15 protein-coding genes are annotated in these 18,485 nt (G+C 64.8%); 6 read left to right on the forward strand and 9 right to left on the reverse strand.

Annotated features, from left to right (window positions below):
* Positions 1-377: 377 nt before the first annotated feature.
* The 5 genes from IVA74_RS23360 to IVA74_RS23380 all read left to right on the forward strand — a co-directional run bounded on the left by IVA74_RS23360 (position 378) and on the right by IVA74_RS23380 (position 7,230).
* Positions 378-1,187, forward strand: coding sequence for a DUF3108 domain-containing protein (locus tag IVA74_RS23360; protein WP_247348714.1), 810 nt, complete (start codon positions 378-380; stop codon positions 1,185-1,187).
* A gap of 586 nt (positions 1,188-1,773) precedes the next feature.
* Positions 1,774-5,214: a helicase-related protein gene (locus IVA74_RS23365; RefSeq protein ID WP_247348507.1), complete on the forward strand. Its 3,441-nt coding sequence runs from the start codon at positions 1,774-1,776 to the stop codon at positions 5,212-5,214.
* Between the two features lie 84 nt (positions 5,215-5,298).
* On the forward strand, positions 5,299-5,568 hold the full coding sequence (locus IVA74_RS23370; RefSeq protein WP_346730975.1) for an RNA-binding S4 domain-containing protein: 270 nt from the start codon (positions 5,299-5,301) through the stop codon (positions 5,566-5,568).
* Positions 5,569-5,700: 132 nt separating this feature from the next.
* Positions 5,701-6,039, forward strand: coding sequence for a ferredoxin FdxA (gene fdxA / locus IVA74_RS23375; RefSeq protein WP_247348513.1), 339 nt, complete (start codon positions 5,701-5,703; stop codon positions 6,037-6,039).
* Between the two features lie 345 nt (positions 6,040-6,384).
* Positions 6,385-7,230, forward strand: a complete 846-nt coding sequence (locus IVA74_RS23380) for a CarD family transcriptional regulator (RefSeq protein ID WP_247348515.1) — start codon at positions 6,385-6,387, stop codon at positions 7,228-7,230.
* Between the two features lie 212 nt (positions 7,231-7,442).
* Here the strand turns inward: IVA74_RS23380 and IVA74_RS23385 are convergent, their stop codons facing one another.
* Genes IVA74_RS23385 through cyoA form a run of 7 tightly spaced genes read right to left on the reverse strand, consistent with a single transcriptional unit; the run spans position 7,443 to position 14,349 of the window.
* Positions 7,443-7,976, reverse strand: coding sequence for a response regulator transcription factor (locus tag IVA74_RS23385; RefSeq protein ID WP_247348518.1), 534 nt, complete (start codon positions 7,974-7,976; stop codon positions 7,443-7,445).
* Positions 7,966-9,345, reverse strand: coding sequence for an ATP-binding protein (locus IVA74_RS23390; RefSeq protein ID WP_247348521.1), 1,380 nt, complete (start codon positions 9,343-9,345; stop codon positions 7,966-7,968). Before IVA74_RS23390 ends, IVA74_RS23385 begins: the two co-directional genes overlap by 11 nt.
* Entirely contained in the window at positions 9,317-10,177 is an 861-nt protein-coding gene (locus tag IVA74_RS23395; RefSeq protein WP_247348524.1) for an SURF1 family protein, read from the reverse strand. Before IVA74_RS23395 ends, IVA74_RS23390 begins: the two co-directional genes overlap by 29 nt.
* Positions 10,174-10,554 (reverse strand): cytochrome o ubiquinol oxidase subunit IV, encoded by a 381-nt coding sequence (gene cyoD, locus IVA74_RS23400; protein WP_247348527.1) that lies wholly within the window; start codon positions 10,552-10,554, stop codon positions 10,174-10,176. The genes IVA74_RS23395 and cyoD overlap by 4 nt, the downstream gene beginning before the upstream one ends.
* Positions 10,551-11,180 carry a cytochrome o ubiquinol oxidase subunit III gene (gene cyoC, locus IVA74_RS23405; RefSeq protein WP_247348530.1) on the reverse strand — a complete coding sequence of 210 codons (630 nt, stop codon included), beginning with the start codon at positions 11,178-11,180 and terminating at the stop codon, positions 10,551-10,553. The genes cyoD and cyoC overlap by 4 nt, the downstream gene beginning before the upstream one ends.
* Positions 11,180-13,177 (reverse strand): cytochrome o ubiquinol oxidase subunit I, encoded by a 1,998-nt coding sequence (gene cyoB / locus IVA74_RS23410; RefSeq protein WP_247348534.1) that lies wholly within the window; start codon positions 13,175-13,177, stop codon positions 11,180-11,182. The genes cyoC and cyoB overlap by 1 nt, the downstream gene beginning before the upstream one ends.
* 11 nt (positions 13,178-13,188) lie before the next feature.
* Entirely contained in the window at positions 13,189-14,349 is a 1,161-nt protein-coding gene (gene cyoA / locus IVA74_RS23415; RefSeq protein WP_247348536.1) for a ubiquinol oxidase subunit II, read from the reverse strand.
* Positions 14,350-14,530: 181 nt separating this feature from the next.
* On the opposite strand from cyoA, the gene IVA74_RS23420 reads away from it, so the two are divergent.
* A complete protein-coding gene (locus IVA74_RS23420; RefSeq protein WP_247348539.1) occupies positions 14,531-15,859 on the forward strand; it encodes an MFS transporter in 1,329 nt (442 codons plus the stop codon).
* Between the two features lie 111 nt (positions 15,860-15,970).
* Here IVA74_RS23420 and IVA74_RS23425 read toward each other — a convergent pair whose 3' ends face one another.
* Together IVA74_RS23425 and IVA74_RS23430 are read right to left on the reverse strand one after the other, a co-directional pair.
* Complete coding sequence (locus IVA74_RS23425) at positions 15,971-17,362, reverse strand: M48 family metalloprotease (RefSeq protein WP_247348541.1); 1,392 nt, start codon at positions 17,360-17,362, stop codon at positions 15,971-15,973.
* Between the two features lie 133 nt (positions 17,363-17,495).
* A complete protein-coding gene (locus IVA74_RS23430; RefSeq protein ID WP_247348715.1) occupies positions 17,496-18,344 on the reverse strand; it encodes a thermonuclease family protein in 849 nt (282 codons plus the stop codon).
* Positions 18,345-18,485 lie beyond the last annotated feature (141 nt).

Here is an 18,485-nt window from a genome sequence, read left to right on the forward strand (position 1 = left end):
GGTGGGGGTACCTCCGCGGAGGGGGCACTCGTTATCACAGGCAGTGTCCCCAAGAGGAGAAAACCCTCACCCGCGCTTCGCGCGACCTCTCCCGCAAGCGGGAGAGGTACTGGAGCCCGGAGCAATCCCCCGATCACCAAAACGGCAGTGTTTCAAGCGCTTTACCATCACATAAAGGGCGTATTCGCACCCGAAGAGTTCAGTGGAGTTCGGAAGCGGACATGCCCGGACACATTGCTTGCCGTGGTATTTGGCTTAAGTAACAACCGTTCGCGCTCCGATTGGATTGTTTCGTGTTCACAACGCCTCATCATGCGCCCGGCCTGCGCTCAACGGAGCGGCGCGCAAGCGATCCGCGCTCCGCCGGCCGGCTGGCCATGGCGGCCCTGTGCGGGCTGGTTTTGGCGTGGGCGGCGGAGCCCGCGGCGGCGCAGGGCAAGCTCGAGGCGCAATATGAGGCCTCGCTGGCCGGCATTCCCGTCGGGCGAGGCGCCTGGAACATCGATATCGGAGACGACGTGTTCGCCGCAGCCGCCTCGGGCGGCACCACGGGGCTGCTGAAGTCGTTCGCGGGCGGGTCCGGCACCGGCGCCAGCCAAGGGCGGGTGATCAACGGCGCTCTGGTCGCGACCGGCTACCAAGCCTCCACCACCACCTCGAAAAAGACCGAGGAAATCCGCATCACGCTCGACAAGGGCAATGTGAAGGATTTTGCCATCGTACCGGAGCCCCCGGTCGATGCAGACCGCATCGTCGTCACCGATGCGCATCGCCGTGGCGTCTGGGATCCGATGACGGCCTCGCTGGTGCGCGTGCCCGGCACCGGCGACGTGCTGTCGCCGGACGCCTGCCACGGCAGCGCCGCCGTGTTCGACGGCCGCATGCGCTACGAACTCAAGCTGGATTTCAAGCGCATGGAGACCGTGAAGGCGGAGAAGGGCTATCACGGCCCGGTCGTGGTCTGCTCGCTGTTCTTCGTGCCTGTGGCGGGCTACATCCCCGACCGCCCCGTGATCAAATACCTCGCCGCCCAGCGCAACATCGAGATCGCCTTCGCGCCGGTGGCGGGCACGCGCGTCCTGGTCCCGTTCTGGCTGAAAGTGCCGACGCCGCTCGGCCCCGCGATGCTGGAAGCCACCAGCTTCATCACATCAGCCCAGCCGCCGCGGGTCGCGAAGACGCAGTAGGCCTGGCGCCTCGCCCTTTTTTGCGAAAGCAGACACGAGCGATTTCAACGACTTACCTACTGTGCATGGGGTTGTTTTCGCGGTTTTGTTTTGGAGGGGGCCTTGAGCAGGGAATCCATTTGACTCCTCGCCGATTCTGATTCGACTCCGCGCCATCCCCAATTTTAAGGAACGCGCCACCGAAACGTCGCTTGTGCGGCAGCCCGAAACTCCATCTAGTGCACAACCAGTAAGTCTCCCGCGACATGTTGCGTGAACGGAACAGGACTCATGGGGAGTCTGCGATTCGGCCGCGATTCGTTCTCAACTCGTTCCGAAGCTTAAAGACACAGGGAAAAGCGTCGCAAAGTGAGACAGTTGCGCGGGGTTTGGGGAGCGTCACCATATTCTCCGCTGCTTGATCCCCTCACCCTGAGGAGGCCGCGTAAGCGGCCGTCTCGAAGGGCGAGGGGCCCGGCACCATCCGGGGCCTTCGTCCTTCGAGACGCGCTGACGCGCTCCTCAGGATGAGGAGCAAGGCCCAGCCTCCGGCCCGCCCCAAAACAGCACTGACATTCGCCCCAATCGCCATTACCTAATCTCTGAGATGCCCTTTTCCTCCTCCCCCTTCGCTTCCGAGCGGCTTCCCGGCGCCGGCGTCACTGCGGTGCTCGGGCCGACCAACACCGGCAAGACCCATCTCGCCATCGAGCGGATGCTCGCGCATCCCTCGGGCATGATCGGGCTGCCGCTGCGCCTGCTCGCACGCGAGGTCTATAACAAGATCGCCGCGCGGGTCGGCCCCGATGCCGTCGCGCTTGTGACAGGCGAGGAGAAGATCAAGCCGAAATCGCCGCGCTACTGGGTCTCCACCGTTGAGGCGATGCCGCGGGATCTCGACGTCTCCTTCCTCGCCGTCGACGAGGTGCAGATCGCCTCTGATCTCGAGCGCGGCCACGTCTTCACCGACCGCATCCTCAACCGCCGCGGCCGCGACGAGACGCTGCTGCTGGGCGCGGCGACGATGCGCCCGATCATCGAGCGGCTGCTGCCGGGCGTCTCCATGATCACGCGGCCGCGCCTGTCGCAGCTGGAATTCGCCGGCGACCGCAAGATCACGCGCCAGCCGCGCCGCACCGCCATCGTCGCCTTCTCGGCCGACGAGGTCTACGCCATCGCCGAGCTGATCCGCCGCCAGCATGGCGGCGCCGCCGTGGTGCTGGGATCGCTGTCCCCGCGCACCCGCAACGCGCAGGTGGCGATGTTCCAGAACGGCGAGGTCGATTATCTCGTCGCCACCGACGCCGTCGGCATGGGCCTCAATCTCGACGTCGACCACGTCGCCTTCGCCTCCGACCGCAAGTTCGACGGCTACCAGTTCCGCCGCCTGACGCCGTCCGAATTCGCCCAGATCGCCGGCCGTGCCGGCCGCGCCACCCGCAACGGCACTTTCGGCACCACCGGCCGCTGCGGGCCGTTCGAGCCCGAGCTGGTGAACGCGCTGCAGAACCACACCTTCGACCCGGTCAAGGTTTTGCAATGGCGCAATTCGAAGCTGGATTTCGCCTCGCTCGGCGCGCTCCAGGTGTCCCTGAACCTGGGCCCCGGCCATGAGGCGCTGACGCGCGCGCCGATCGCCGAGGACATGCGCGTGCTCGACCATGCCGCCCGCGACGCCGAGGTGCGCGATGTCGCGCATGGCAAGGAGGCCGTGGAACGGCTGTGGGAGGCCTGCCAGATCCCGGACTACCGAAAATTGTCGCCGGCCGCCCATGCCGAGCTGGTCACCACGCTGTACGGCTTCCTGATGCAGAAGGGCTGCATCCCCGATTCCTGGTTCAGGACCCAGATCGACCAGGCCGACCGCGTCGACGGTGATATCGACACCCTCTCGGCCCGGATTGCGCAGATTCGCACCTGGACCTTCGTCGCCAACCGCCCGGACTGGCTGAAAGACCCCGAACGCTGGCAGGGAATCGCCCGCGAGGTCGAAAATAAATTATCGGATGCGCTCCATGAACGCTTGACTGAGCGTTTCGTTGATCGCCGGACCAGTGTATTGATGCGCCGCCTGCGGGAGAACACGAGCTTGAATACTGAAATCGGCAAGACCGGCGAAGTCATCGTCGAAGGCCATGTCATCGGCCGCCTCGATGGCTTCACCTTTGCACCGGATGCGGCGGAAGCCGGCTCCGATGCGAAAGCGTTGCAGGCGGCAGCGCAGGCCGTGCTCGCCGGCGAGATCAACGCGCGCGCCGAAAAACTGGGCAACGCGCCGGACGAGCAGTTCGTGCTGACCTCGGAAGGCATGATCCGCTGGACCGGCGACGCTGTGGCGCGGCTGTCTGCCGCAGAGGACGCGCTGCATCCGCGCATCCGCATCATCTCCGACGAACGCCTGACCGGCGGCCCCCGCGACAAGGTGCAGGCCCGGCTCGACCTCTGGCTCAAGACGCACATCGAAAAGCTGCTCGGGCCGATGTTCGAGCTGTCGAAGGCCGAGGACGTCACCGGCATCGCCCGCGGCATCGCCTACCAGCTCGTCGAGGCGCTCGGCGTGCTGGAGCGCCAGAAGATCGCCAACGAGCTGAAGGACCTCGACCAGCCCTCGCGCGCCGTCCTGCGCAAATATGGCGTCCGCTTCGGCGCCTATCACATCTATTTCCCCGGCCTGCTGAAGCCGGCCGGGCGTGCGCTGGCCGCCCTGCTCTGGGCGCTGAAGCAGGACAACGTCGATCCCTCCGCGCTGTCGGGCGCGCAGCATCTGGCAAGTTCGGGCCGCACCTCGTTCCCGGTCGACAAGCAGCTGCCGCGCGATGCCTATCGCGTGCTCGGCTACAAGCAGGCCGGCGAGCGTGCCGTGCGCGTCGATATCCTGGAGCGCCTTGCCGATCTGATCCGCCCGGCGCTGGCCTGGCGCGAGAACGCGTCGGGCGAGAAGCCCGCCGGCGCGTTCGACGGCCGCAGTTTTGTCGTGACGCAGGCGATGACGTCGCTCACCGGCTCGGCCGGCGAGGACTTTGCGTCCGTGCTGCGCGCGCTCGGCTACCGCATGGATAAGCGCCCACCGCTGCCGGCAAAGCCGGTTGTCGTGGAGACGCCGGCTGCTGAAGCAAGCACCGAAGCTCCGGCCGAGACGCCCGAGACGGAAACGCCGGTCGAAGACGCTGCCGTGTCTGCGGATGCCGCAATCGAAGCCGCCGCCGAGCCTGTGACCGTCGAAGACGCGCCCGGCATGGAGCAGCACGACGAGCCCGTGCACGAAGAACCGGCTCTCGAAGCTTCCCCTGAAGCCCCCGTCACGCCGGAAGACGCTCCCGGCATCGCGCCGCCTGTGGAAGAGGTTGCTGCACCCATCGAGGCTGCCGAAGCTGCTCCCGCCGAAACCGCTCCCGCAGAGACCGCTGCAGCCGAAGCCGCTGCGTCGGCCGATGCCGCTGCGCCTGTGGAGGCCGCGGCCACGCCCGCCGAGCCCGAGCTCATCGAGGTCTGGCGTCCGAGCGGCCGTCACGACGATCGCAAGCCGCGCCACGAGCGCCATCGTAACCAGCGCCACCACAACCAGCCGCGCCCGCAGGCGGGTGCTGAAGCAGGCGCCGCGCCTGCCGAAGGCGAAGCAGCGCAGGCCGCCGACGGCGAGAAGCGCGGCGAGCGTCATCGCCATGGCGGTGGTCATCGCAGAGATTCCGGTCGCGATGGCGGCAGAGACTTCCGCAAGCCGCGCGAAGGCGGTGGCGAAGCTGCGCCGCGTCCGGAGGGACAGGGGCGCGGCGACAAGAACCGCAGCCTCCAAGGTCGAGATCAAGGCAAGGACCGCGACAACAAGGATCGCGATCGCAACAAGGGCAAGTTCGGCGGCGATCGCGACAAGGGCCGCGACAACCGTGGCCGCGACCGCGACAAGGGCCGCGACCGCCAGGGCGGCCCGTCGCTGCGTCCCTACGCCTCGAGCGCCACCCCGCGCGAGCGCGATCGTCCTGCCGATCCGAACTCGCCGTTCGCAAAGCTCGCCGCGCTGAAAGAGCAGCTGTCCGGGCGTAAGGAGTAGCACAGCGTTTTCAAGCGAAGTGCGGAGCGGTTCGCGTGAAGAAAACGCGTCAGAAGGAATAGAGTCACGACCGAGCGGCAGCGCATCGACAAATGGCTGTGGCATGCGCGGGTGGTGAAGGCGCGGACCTCGGCTGCTGAACTCGTCGAGTCCGGCCATGTCCGCGTCAACGGCGTGCGCGAAAAATCGCCGGGGCATGCGGTCAAGATCGGCGACGTGCTCACCGTCGCGCTCGATCGCACCGTGCGCGTCTTGAAAGTCGCAGCCTTCAACGAGCGCCGCGGCGATGCCGCATCGGCCCGTGTGCTCTACGAAGAGGTCAGTGAAGGCCCTCCAAATTCTCAGCGCAATTAATTGCGCTTTGAATTCATTTCTTGGTCGATCGGACACATAAAGCCGTCATGATCGGCCGTTGCCGACCTTGCAGCGCCGGGCCATCCGCGCTACGCAAGCCGCGAGTTTTAAAAGAGCTTTTCGGAGCGTTGGATGACTTACGTCGTCACTGAAGACTGCATCAAGTGCAAGTACACCGACTGCGTCGAGGTCTGCCCGGTCGACTGTTTCTACGAGGGCGAGAACATGCTCGTCATCCATCCTGACGAGTGCATAGACTGCGGCGTGTGCGAGCCGGAATGCCCCGCCGACGCCATCAAGCCGGACACGGAACCGGGCCTGGAAAAGTGGCTCACCGTCAACGCCGACTACGCCAAGAGCTGGCCGAACATCACCCAGAAGAAAGAATCACCTGCCGACGCCAAGGAATTCGACGGCGTGGAGGGCAAGTTCGACAAGTATTTTTCTCCGAACCCAGGCTCCGGCGACTAATTCGGGCCCAAACTTAACCCTAATAGCGGCGCTACCGCCGAAAACCAGCCCTCAAGACCCCTAAATCATTGATTTTTGCGGGAAATGTGCTATATTGGGCACATTAAACCGAACCCTTCGTCAGCCCCGTCGGCCCGTTGGGTTCCCGTGAAACCAGATGTCGAACAGGGGCGTGGCAGTTTCCGCGCACAGGCTGTGTCACAGAAAACGCGTAAAAAGAGTACTTCTGCGAAGGCTTCCCACAAGGTGGCCAAGAAAGTCGCCGCGGCCAGCCGTAGCGCATCCAAGGGTCGGACCGCGACGAAGGCGCCGGCTGCAAAGTCCTCGAAGAACAAAAGAAGCGCAATGCCTAACAAGACTGCCAAGCCGGCCGCGAAAGCGACCGTGGCCAAGCCTGTTGCTGCCAAGCCCCCTGTTGCCAAGCCTGCTACCAAACCTGCTGTTGCCAAGGCTCCCGCTGCCAAGCCGGCCGCGGCGAAGGTTGCTGCTGCTCCTGCCAAGGCCGCCCCTGTCGCTGCCGCCAAGCCGGTCGTGAAGCCCGCGGCTGTTGCGCCGAAGGTCGAGGAAAAGAAGGTCGTGACCCAGCGTCAGGGTTTCAAGGCCAACGAATTCGTCGTCTATCCCGCTCACGGCGTCGGCCAGATCCTGGCCATCGAGGAGCAGGAGATCGCCGGCGCGAAGCTCGAGCTGTTCGTCATCAACTTCATCAAGGACAAGATGACGCTGCGCGTGCCGACCGCCAAGGTCGCCAATGTCGGCATGCGCAAGCTGTCCGATCCTGCGCTGGTGAAGCGTGCGCTCGAGACACTCAAGGGCCGCGCCCGCGTCAAGCGCACCATGTGGTCGCGCCGCGCCCAGGAATACGAAGCCAAGATCAATTCGGGCGACATCGTCGCGATCGCGGAAGTCGTGCGCGACCTCTACCGTTCCGAGTCGCAGCCCGAGCAGTCCTACAGCGAACGCCAGCTCTATGAAGCAGCGCTCGACCGTCTGTCCCGCGAGATCGCGGTGGTGCAGCACTCGACCGAGACCGAAGCGGTCAAGGAGATCGAGGCCCAGCTCGCCAAGAGCCCGCGCCGCACCGGCGCCAAGTCGGAAGCCGCCGAAGGCGAGGCCGATACGGACGCCGAGGGCGAAAGCGACGAGACCGAGGGCGGCGGCGGCACCACGGTCGCCGACGAGGCGGCGTAGCGTCTCGCGTTCATCGCAACAGTTCAAAAGCCCGGCCGTTTGGCCGGGCTTTTTGTTCGGAGTTCGTGGTTTCGTAGGGTGGGTTATCCTCGCGGCTGCGCGTTGCGCAGTCCGCTAGGCGTAACCGACCGCTTCTCTTTCCACGCGAAAAACAAAGAGGTGGGTTACGCGACGCTAACCCACCCTAGGTTCGCACTGGTCGGGGCGCTGGCTCACTTCACCGGCCGCTTCTCTAGCTTTCGTGCCAGCGTGCGCCGGTGCATCCCCAGCCTTCTCGCCGCTTCCGAAATATTAAAGTCGGTCTCGATCAGGGTCTGGTGGATGCGCTCCCATTCGAGTGTCTTGATCGATGTCGGCCGCGCGTCGAGCGCGACCTCGGCATTGCCTTCGGCCTTGCTGAAGGCGGCTTCGATGTCGTCGGTGTTCGACGGCTTTGCCAGATAGTGGCATGCGCCGAGCTTGATGGCCTCGACGGCGGTGGAGATGCTGGCAAAGCCTGTCAGCACCACGATCAGCATCTCCGGGTCGTGCGTATGCAAAAGCTCGACGCAGGCGAGGCCCGAGGCACCGCCGAGCTTGAGGTCGACGACGGCATAGCCGAACGATCGTTGCTCCAGAGCTTTCCGCACGTCCTCGATCGAGGCGGCGAGCACGACCTCGTAGCCGCGGCGCTCGAACGAACGCTTCAGCGTGCGCGCGAACCCGGCATCGTCCTCGACGACGATGAGCGAGCGGTCAGGCGTCAAAGCTGCCTCCGATCGCGAGCGTTGCGAGCGGCAGCGTGAGGCGGACGGTGGCGCCGCGCTTCCTGTGGTTCTCGGCGGTCACGCTGCCGCCGAGCTTGCGCACGACGTTCACAACCAGGAACAGGCCGAGCCCGCCGCCGGCGCGGCCCTTGCTCGATTGATAGGGCTTTCCGAGCTGTGCCAGCATCTCCGGCGCAAAGCCCGCGCCGCGGTCGCTGATAGACAGCACGAGATTATCGCCCTCGCGCTCGGCCACGAGCTCGACCCAGTCGCGCGAGACCTCGTAGGCGTTGTCGAGCACATTGAAGATGACTTGCTTCAGCGCGATGTCGGACACGATCGCGACGTCCTCGCCGAAGGTGTTGACGAAATACAGCGTGTGCGCCGAGCGCGCGTCGCGCCACTCTTCCACCAGCGCCGTGACGAAGGCCGTCACCGTCGTCGGAGACGAGCCTTCGCCGCGGGCCTCGCCGGCCGACACCAGGATGCCGGTCACGATGGTCTTGCAACGTTGCAGCGAAGTCTCCATCTCCGCGAGATCCTCGGCCAGCTCCTGATCGGCGGCGAGGTCGGGCATGCGCCGCCAGTCGCTGAGGATGACCGAGAGCGAGGCGAGCGGCGTGCCGAGCTCGTGCGCCGCGCCGGAGGCGAGCAGGCCCATGCGCACGATGTGATCCTGCTCGGCGGCATGCTGGCGCAGCGCCGCCAGATGTGCGTCGCGCTGGCGCAAATTCCTGTTGATGCGGGTGACGAACACCACGAGCAGCACGGCGTTGAGCACGAAGCCCAGCAGCATGCCGGCGACGGTGAGCGTGTAGGTCTCGCTCAGCGGGTTCGGTGGCAAGTCGAGCGGCCGGTACGCGACCGTCAGCCAGACGAAGCTCGCGCAGGTCAACGCGACCAGCGACCATGTCGAGCGGCCATCGAGCAGCACCGCGCCCAGCGTCACCTGGAGCAGGAACAGCGAGGTGAAGGGATTGGTGGCGCCGCCGCTGAGATAAAGCTGCGCGGTCAGCGCGGCGACGTCCAGCATCAAGGCGACCAGCAGCTCGTTGTTGGTGATCGCGGCGCGATGGCGCACCCAGACGAGGCTGGAGACGTTGAGAAACACCAGCGCGCCGATCACCGCGCCCATGCGGGTGAGGGGCAGGGGAATGCCAAGCCAGACATGCACGCCGCCGATGGTCACGATCTGGCCGACCACCGCAGTCCAGCGCAGCTGGATCAGCAGCGCCATGTTCTTGCGGTTGGTCTCGTCGTCGGTCGGCGCAGCCCCGATCAGCTCGCTGCGCGCGTCCGCCTGCGATTGCAGCGTGACAGCGCCATGCGTTCTTCCGTCGTCAGGTTGGCTCGACGATCGTTCCAGCATCTGATCCCGTCCTGCGGGCGACGGCATCGGAGCCGCCGGCCGCTTCGTGGACGAAGCCGCTCCAGGGCTTCTTGCGGCGGAACAGCCCGCCGCCGAATGTGACAAAAAGTCTGCCGGCCAGCATGAAAGCCAGGGCAAACCACGTCAGCGCATAGATCAGGTGGTTATTGGGAAAGCGGACCACGGTCAATCCGCCGATCGGACCGCTGCTGGATTGTGATCCGGCGTCGGCATCGACGAAGAACGGCGCGACCTCGCCGAGCCCGCGTGCCGCCGCAATCGCGGCGACATCCCGTGAATACCAGCGATTGTGTTGGGGCACGTTGTTCCTGAGGAATCCGCCCTTCGGCTCCGTGATGCGCAACAAGCCGGTGATTTCGACTTGGCCGTCCGGATTGCCGTCCCGGCGCATCGACGCGTCGCGCCGCTCGGACCGCACGAAGCCGCGGTTGACCAGGACCATCGTGCCGTCGCTGCGCTGAAGCGGCGTCAGCACCCAATAGCCCGGGCCTTCTTCGGTGACGGCCTGAACCAGCGTCTCGCGGTCATGCAGGAAGCGGCCGGTGACGCTAACATGCCTGTATTCGTCATTTGCGGTGGACACCGCGGGCCATGACGCGATCGAGGGGATCGGCTGGGCCGGGGCATGAACGCGCTGCTCGACGCGATCGATCAGCGCCAGCTTCCAGGCGCGGCGCTCGATCTGCCAGACGCCGAGCGCGATCAGAAGTGCAAAGGCCGTGAGCGAGAGGACCGTGAGCCACAAGGACGGACGCGCAGCTTTTCCGCGAGCCCCGTCTGCTTTGCTTATCACAGTCCCAGTCTCGTTCATTTCATTCCAGTCATCTGGTGGATCGGCATCATGTTGCTGTTGAGGTGGTTCATCACCCACAGCGAACCCGACAGCGCGATCGCCACCATGACGATGGTGAAGATCAGCGCCATCATGCTCCAGCCGTTCTCGGATTTGGGGCTCATGTGCAGGAAGTAGATCATGTGCACGACGATCTGCACGACCGCGAAGGCCATGATCACCAGCGCGGTGATCTGCTTGCTCGGAAGCGCGCCGCTCATCACCAGCCAGAACGGGGTCGCGGTGAGCACGACCGAGAGCACGAAGCCGAGCATGTAAGTCGAGAACGAGCCGTGGGCGTGGCTGTCGCCCTGGTGATGATCGTCCGCGTGGGCAGCGTGAGTATCGGTGTTCATCGCAGAACTCCCAGGAGATAGACGAAGGTGAAGACGCCGATCCAGACCACGTCGAGGAAGTGCCAGAACATCGACAGGCACATCAGGCGGCGGCGGTTGGCCTCGATCAGGCCGAACTTCCAGACCTGCACCATCAGGGTCACCAGCCAGATCAGGCCGCAGGTGACGTGCAGGCCGTGGGTACCGACCAGGGTGAAGAAGGCGGACAGGAAGGCGCTGCGCTGCGGCGTCGCGCCTTCATGGATCATGTGGGCGAACTCGGAGAGCTCGATGCCGATGAAGGCGGCGCCGAACAGGCCGGTGATGGCCAGCCACATCTGGGTCTGGCCGATCTTGTTCTGCTGCATGGTCAGCATGGCAAAGCCATACGTGATCGACGACAGCAGCAGCATCGAGGTGTTGACCGCGACCAAAGGCAGCTCGAACAGGTCCTTCGGCGCGGGACCGGCGGCGTAATTGCCGCCGAGCACGCCGAAGGTGGCGAACAGGATCGCGAAGATGAGGCAGTCGCTCATCAGATAGATCCAGAAGCCCAGCGAGGTGCTGTAGCCTTCTGGATGCGGGTGTTCGTCGGCGAGGTAGAAGACCGGTTCGCCGGTTTGCGCGGGATTGACAGTGACAGTCATTACTTGGCTCCGGCGAGTAGTTTGGTGCGCGCGTCCTCGGCCCGGATGACATCGTCAGCCGGAATGTCGAAGTCGCGGTGATAGTTGAAGGTGTGGCCGATCCCGACGACGAGCATCGCAGCGAAGCTCGCGGCGGCAAGCCACCAGATGTACCAGATCAGGCCGAAACCCATCGCGGTGGCAAGACCGGCGAGGATGATGCCGGTGCCGGTGCTGCTGGGCATGTGGATCGGCTTGAACCCGGTGAGCGGACGCTGGTAGCCGCGGCGCTTCATATCCCACCACGCGTCATTGTCGTGGACGACGGGGGTGAAGGCGAAGTTATAGGCCGGCGGCGGCGACGAGGTCGCCCATTCCAGCGTGCGCGCATCCCAGGGATCGCCGGTGACGTCCTTGAGCTGCTCGCGCCTGAGGAAGCTGACGGCGAACTGCATCAGCATCGAGAGGATGCCGAGGAAGACCAGGAAGGCGCCAATGCCGGCGATGATGAACCAGATCTGCAAGCTGGGATCGTCAAACACGCGCAAGCGCCGGGTCACGCCCATCAGGCCGAGCACATAGAGCGGCATGAAGGCGAGGTAGAAGCCGGTGACCCAGAACCAGAACGACAGCTTGCCCCAGAACGGATCGAGCTTGAAGCCGAACGCCTTCGGGAACCAGTAGCCGATACCGGCGAACGCGCCGAACACAACGCCGCCGATGATCACGTTGTGGAAATGCGCGATCAGGAACAGGCTGTTGTGCAGGACGAAGTCGGCCGGCGGCACCGCCAGCAGCACGCCGGTCATGCCGCCGAGCACGAAGGTCAGCATGAACGCGATCGTCCACATCATCGGCAGCTCGAAGCGGATGCGGCCGCGATACATCGTGAACAGCCAGTTGAACATCTTCGCGCCCGTCGGGATCGAGATGATCATCGTGGTGATGCCGAAGAACGAGTTGACGCTGGCGCCCGACCCCATCGTGAAGAAGTGGTGCAGCCAGACCAGGTACGACAGGATGGTGATGACGACAGTGGCGTAGACCATCGAGGTGTAGCCGAACAGCCGCTTGCCGGAGAAGGTCGAGGTCACCTCGGAGAAGATGCCGAAGGCGGGGAGAACCAGGATGTAGACCTCGGGATGACCCCAGATCCAGATCAGGTTCACGTACATCATCGGGCTGCCGCCGAAATCGTTCGTGAAGAAGTTGGTGCCGACGTAGCGGTCGAGCGAAAGCAGCGCGAGCACGACGGTCAGAACCGGGAAGGAAGCGACGATCAGGACGTTGGTGCAGAGCGCGGTCCAGGTGAACACCGGCATCCGCATCATGGTCATGCCGGGGCAGCGCAGCTTGACGATGGTGCAGATCAGGTTGATGCCGGACAGCGTCGTTCCGATGCCTGCAACCTGCAACCCCCATATATAATAATCGACGCCGACGTCCGGGCTGTAGCCGATGTTCGACAGCGGCGGATAAGCGAGCCAGCCGGTGCGGGCGAATTCGCCGATGAACAGCGAGGCCATCACCAGCACCGCGCCGCCGACCGTCATCCAGAAGCTGAAATTGTTCAGGAACGGAAACGACACGTCGCGCGCGCCGATCTGGAGCGGCACGACGAAGTTCATCAGGCCGGTGACCAGCGGCATCGCCACGAAGAAGATCATGATCACGCCGTGGGCGGTGAAGACCTGGTCGTAGTGATGGGAGTTGAGATAGCCCTCCGAGCCGCCAAAGGCGAGCGCCTGCTGCAACCGCATCATCAGCGCATCGGCGAAGCCGCGCAGCAGCATCACGATGCCGAGGATCATGTACATGATGCCGATGCGCTTGTGGTCGACGCTGGTGAACCACTCGCTCCAGAGATAGCCCCAGAGGCGGAAATAGGTCAGACCGGCGAACATGATGAGGCCGCCGGTCGCCACCACCGCAAAGGTGCCGACGACGATCGGCTCGTGCAGCGGCAGAGATTCAAAGGTGAGCCGGCCAAAGATGAGCTTGAGAAGATCAGGAGACATGCGGGATCTCTTTACGAATCTGACTTCGGACGTTGTCCGAGGAAGAAGGACGAGGACTTCAGCGGCGTGAAAGTCGGCCGCTTCAGGCCGGCGCCGAGTAGCGGCGCGGTGTCGAGCGGTGCCGTGATGGAGGCGGTGGTCCTGCCCTGCGGCGCATCGGGCGTGCAGGTGCCGGCGACGAAGCTGGGCTCCGGCCCAAGCGCGGTGCCGCGGCGCGCGTATTTGTCGTAGGCCAGCGGCAGCGTGTTGTTCAGACCCTCATGGCCGAGGCCGCCCTTGGCGTCGATCGCCATCATCTCGCTCTGGCACATCTTGCCGATCTCGACGCACATGTTGAGGATCAGGCGGTAGAGATCGGAATCGACGGTGCCGTAGCGCCGCACCGGCTCGTTCTGGCTGGGCTTCTCGAGCTGGAGATATTCGGCGCGGCCGAGCGAGCCGCCGCCGGATTTGGCGCTGGCGATCCAGGCGTCGAAGCCCTTGTCGTCGAACCCGTGGAAGTTGAAGTGCATGCCGGAGAAACCGGCGCCGCTATAGTTCGCTGAGAAACCCTTATACGTACCGGCGTGGTTGATCACGGCGTGGAGCGACGTCTCCATGCCCGGCATCGCATAGATCTGTCCGGCGAGCGCGGGGATGTAGAAAGAGTTCATCACCGAAGACGCGGTGATATGGAAATTGATCGGACGATCGACCGGCGCCGCGAGCTCATTGACGGTGGCGATGCCGTAGTCCGGATAGATGAAGAGCCACTTCCAGTCGAGCGCGACGACGTCGACCACGAGAGGGACCTTGCTTTGGTCCACGGAGCGCTCCGCGGAGATGCGGCCGATGTTGCGATAGGGATCGAGCAGATGCGTGCCCATCCAGGTCAGCGCGCCCAGGCAAACGATGATCAAAAGCGGCGCCGACCAGATCACCAGCTCAAGGCTGGTCGAGTGGTCCCATTCGGGCTCGTAGCGGGCGTCGGTGTTGGACTGGCGGTAGCGCCAGGCGAACAGCACCGTCAGCGCCATCACGGGAACGACGATCAGGAGCATCAGGACGGTGGACATGATGACGAGGTCGCGCTGTTGCGCTGCGATATCGCCGGCTGGTGCCAGCACGACGTAGTTGCAGCCGCTGAGTGCAACCGCCAGGGGTAGCAGCGCCAGGATCTTGAGACGGGACACGGGCCGACCTTATGAGAATGAGTTTCTTTCGTGAGACCAAGGGGTAGCTGCGACGCAGCAATCCGGACATTGGACAATTTGTCCAATGTTGCAGTGCGAAATGTTGCGCCAAACAGAACCGGATCGCCTGGCGCCCCGCCGGGCGGTCGGCTTTGGTTTTCAGGACGTTAAGGGCGCACCAATGGCGACGGCACAGACCCCCGCAATGGCAGACCTCCACTCGGGCGAGCACGGCCACGACCAGGCCCGTCCCGGCGAGATTGCCATCGGCGTCATCATCGGCCGCACCTCGGAATTCTTCGACTTCTTCGTCTTCGCGATCGCCTCGGTGATCGTCTTTCCGCGCCTGGTGTTCCCGTTCACGAGCGAACTGACCGGCACCCTCTATTCCTTCATGATCTTCGCGCTGGCCTTCGTGGCCCGGCCGATCGGCACCGTCATTTTCATGACGGTCGACCGCGAATACGGCAAGACGGCCAAGCTGATCTCGGCGCTGTTCCTGCTCGGCACCGCCACCGTCGCGATCGCGTTCCTGCCCGGCTATCACGAGATCGGCGTTGCGGCGATCTGGCTGCTGGCGCTGGCGCGCATCGCGCAGGGTCTGGCCTGGGGGGGCGCCTGGGACGGGATGGCCTCGCTGCTTGCGCTGAATGCGCCGCCGTCAAAGCGCGGCTGGTACGCGATGGTGCCGCAGCTTGGCGCGCCGCTCGGGCTGATCGTGGCGAGCGCGCTGTTCGCCTATTTCGCGGGGAATCTCTCGGCCGACGATTTCTTCGATTGGGGCTGGCGCTACCCGTTCTTCGTCGCCTTCGCCATCAACGTCGTGGCGCTGTTCGCGCGCCTGCGCATGGTGACGACGGAAGAATATGCCTCGCTGTTCGAGACCCGCGAATTGCAGCCCTCGCGCATCTCCGAGACTGTGGCGCGCGAAGGCCAGAACATCATGCTCGGCGCATTCGCGCCGCTGGCGAGCTTTGCGCTGTTCCACATGGTTACGGTGTTTCCGCTGTCCTGGGTGTTCCTGTTCACCCGCGAAAGCCCGGTGCGCTTCCTGATCATCGAGATCGTCGCCGCCGTGTTCGGCGTCGGCGCGATCGTGCTCTCCGGCGTCATCGCCGACCGCGTCGGCCGCAAGTCGCTGCTGATGGGATCGGCGATCGCGATCGCGATCTACAGCGGCTTTGCTCCGCAGCTGCTCGATGCCGGCGCGTTCGGCGAGACCATCTACATGGTGATCGGCTTCATCCTGCTCGGCCTGTCGTTCGGCCAGTCGTCGGGCGCGATCGCCTCGAACTTCAAGCAGGCGTATCGCTACACGGCCTCGGCACTGACCTCGGACATGGCCTGGCTGTTCGGCGCCGGCTTCGCGCCGCTGGTCGCTCTGTTGCTTGCGACCAATCTCGGCGTCATCGCCTCGGGAGCGTATCTGCTGTCAGGCGCGTTCTGGACCCTGCTCGCGCTCTGGCTCAGCGGCCAGCGCGAGGCCGGAGACATGGACGCGGGCGGTTAGGGCGCAAGCGGCTTGTAGGGCGGGCAAAGGCGCGTAGCGCCGTGTCCACCATCCGCAAACATCGCGTCGAGAATGGTGGGCACGCTTCGCTTTGCCCATCCTACTGCAGCCTCAATCCGCCACGACCTTCACGCGATCCCGCACCTTCACCTGAGCGTTGCGATCGAGGCCGTTGAGCACGCGGAAACGTTCGGCCGGGTGATCGACGCCGGCCATGCGGTGGGAGAGCGATTCCACGGTGTCGCCGGGCTGCACGGTGATGACCTTGATGCGCAGGGGGCGCGCGGCCTGGATCTCGTCGAGCGTCAGGCGGCGGAATGAACTGACGGTCTCGCGCGCATTGCGCTCGCTCTCGGTCGACTTCTGCCGTGCCGCAAAGATGAAGCGGTAGACGTCGCTGCCGAAGCGCAGCGCATAGACCTTGAACTGCCACTGGTCGCCCTTGGCGGTCGCGGACGCCGCCGGGAAACCGTTGATGGTGATGTCCTCCGTGGACGCCTTCTCGACGCCTTCCATCCAGCCGGAATTCAGGTAATCGCCGAGCGACTGCTCGGCCGGCACCCGGACGACGTCGAAACGCATCGCCTGCGAGCCGCCGTCGCGCACGCCGATCACGGCCTGCGCGGTGTTGTCGAGCGTAAAATTGTCCGGCGCCTGGAAGGTGAAGCCGAGCTTCGGATGCAGGAAGCGCCGGCCGCGGACAAAACCTTCGCTGGGGTCTTCGCCGTAGACAAGGTTATCGATCGCGGCGAGATAGGTTTCGCGGTCGCGCTCGGCGCCTTCTGGCGCTGAGTACTGCCGCGCGATAGTCTGCGCGTTCTGCACGCGCTCCGGCGTTGCCGGATGCGATGAGGTGAAATCCTGCGCGCGCGGATCGAGCGAAGTCTTTCCGACTTTCAACTCCGCATTGCGCTCCATCGCCGAGAGAAAACGTGCGGCACCATAAGGGTCGAAATGGGCCTTGGCGGAGAGGCCGACGCCGATGCCGTCGGCCTCGAACTCCTGATTACGCGAAAAGCTCGCCATGGTCAGCTTGGTCTTGGCGAGCGCGAGCGCGGTGAGATCGGGATCGTTGCTCATGTCGGTGACGACGCGGGTGACGATCGCGGCCTGGCGCGCCTGGTCCTCGCGCATCGCGGCGTGCTTGGACAGCACATGCGCCATCTCGTGGCTCAGCACGGAGGACAATTCCGAGGTGTCGCTGGCGAGCGCAAGCAGGCCGCGGGTGACATAGAGCTGGCCGTTCGGCAGCGCGAAGGCGTTCACCGCGCCGGAATTGAGGATCGTGACCCGGTACCCCTGGTCGGGGCGGTCGGACGCCGCGACCAGCCGGTCGACCGTTTTGGTCACGAGCGATTCGAGCCTGGGATCGTCGTAAGTGCCGCCATAGCTCGCCAGGATGCGCTCGTGCTCCTTCTCGGTGGCGGGGGTCTGCGCGACGGCCGGCTTCGGCTTGGGCATCGCCACGATCGGCGGTGCCGCGGCGGTCTGGAACCGGTTCATGTCACCGCAGCCGGCAAGGGCTGAACCCAGAACAAGGCATAGCACGGCCGGCGCTGCCCGCAGGCGGCGGCGTTCGCCTCGTCCGTGCCGTTCTAGCACCCCATTCACGTTGCTTAACCCGTGCCTGGCCCTTTTAGGGCCCTACCCCTGTCGGCTCGTTTGCGCCGAGCAACTCGACCTGTCCCGCGAGGCGTACATCGATACGCGGCCCCGTATTCCCCTCGACCCAGCCCCGGACGCGAATACGTCTATTCTCCAGAGACTTAAGAGCGGTCCCGGCGCTTTCGAATGCCGGTAGTGTCCGCTTTGAAATAGTCACGGCAAAGCCGCGCGTCCAGTTCCGTCCGAAGTTGAGGTAGGTTATTGCCCCAGCTTGCCGGACCGACAGGACTTTGCCCTCGACCACCACAAAACGCCCGATCTCCGCCAAAATATCGTCCGGACTTTCCGCGTTTTTTATGGCCGACGGGTCAGCCCAGTTGCCCTTTTTTTGGCGCCGCGCTTCGGCCTCCGATTCCATCAGGGCGGTCGCGCAATCCTTGTCGGTGATCTCGGCGGAGACGATGGCGTCGCCCTGAGCGAGCAGCACCGCCTGCACGGAGATGTCGCTCTCGCCGACAAAGACCAGCGCGCCTTGCCGGCCATAGCGGTCGGGCGTGTCGTCAGCGCTGCGCAGAATCACGTCGCGGCCGACGAGCAGCGCGGTCAGCGCCTGCTTCGTCGTCGCGGTCGGCTCAATGCCGTTCAGGCGGATGTCGCGGCCGTCGTCAAGACGGACGCTGCGCGCATCGATCGCGACGACGCGGCCTTCGCCTTGGGACTCGAACCGGCACGGGCTCGCGAATGCGCTGCGACCCGCGACGAGAAGGATTGCGACGATGAGGTGAAGCCGTTGCGTCACGTGACCCGGAGAGGTTGCGTTGCCCGCCAGTCTTAACTCAAGCGCGGCGTGTCGCGAAGAGGCTTCGTTACACTCCGTCATTGCGGGCGCAGCGAGACAAGGACGGCGTGGAAGCATCTTGCCGCACACGGCCATTCCGTTTTGCGGAAAACGTACGCGCCAATCGTGTCCCCGTAGCGCACCTTCGCTTGCTGCGCTCTCGTGCATGCGGCATGATTGCGG

Origin of the sequence: Bradyrhizobium sp. 132, from assembly GCF_023074185.1 — a bacterium.
Taxonomy (GTDB): domain Bacteria; phylum Pseudomonadota; class Alphaproteobacteria; order Rhizobiales; family Xanthobacteraceae; genus Bradyrhizobium.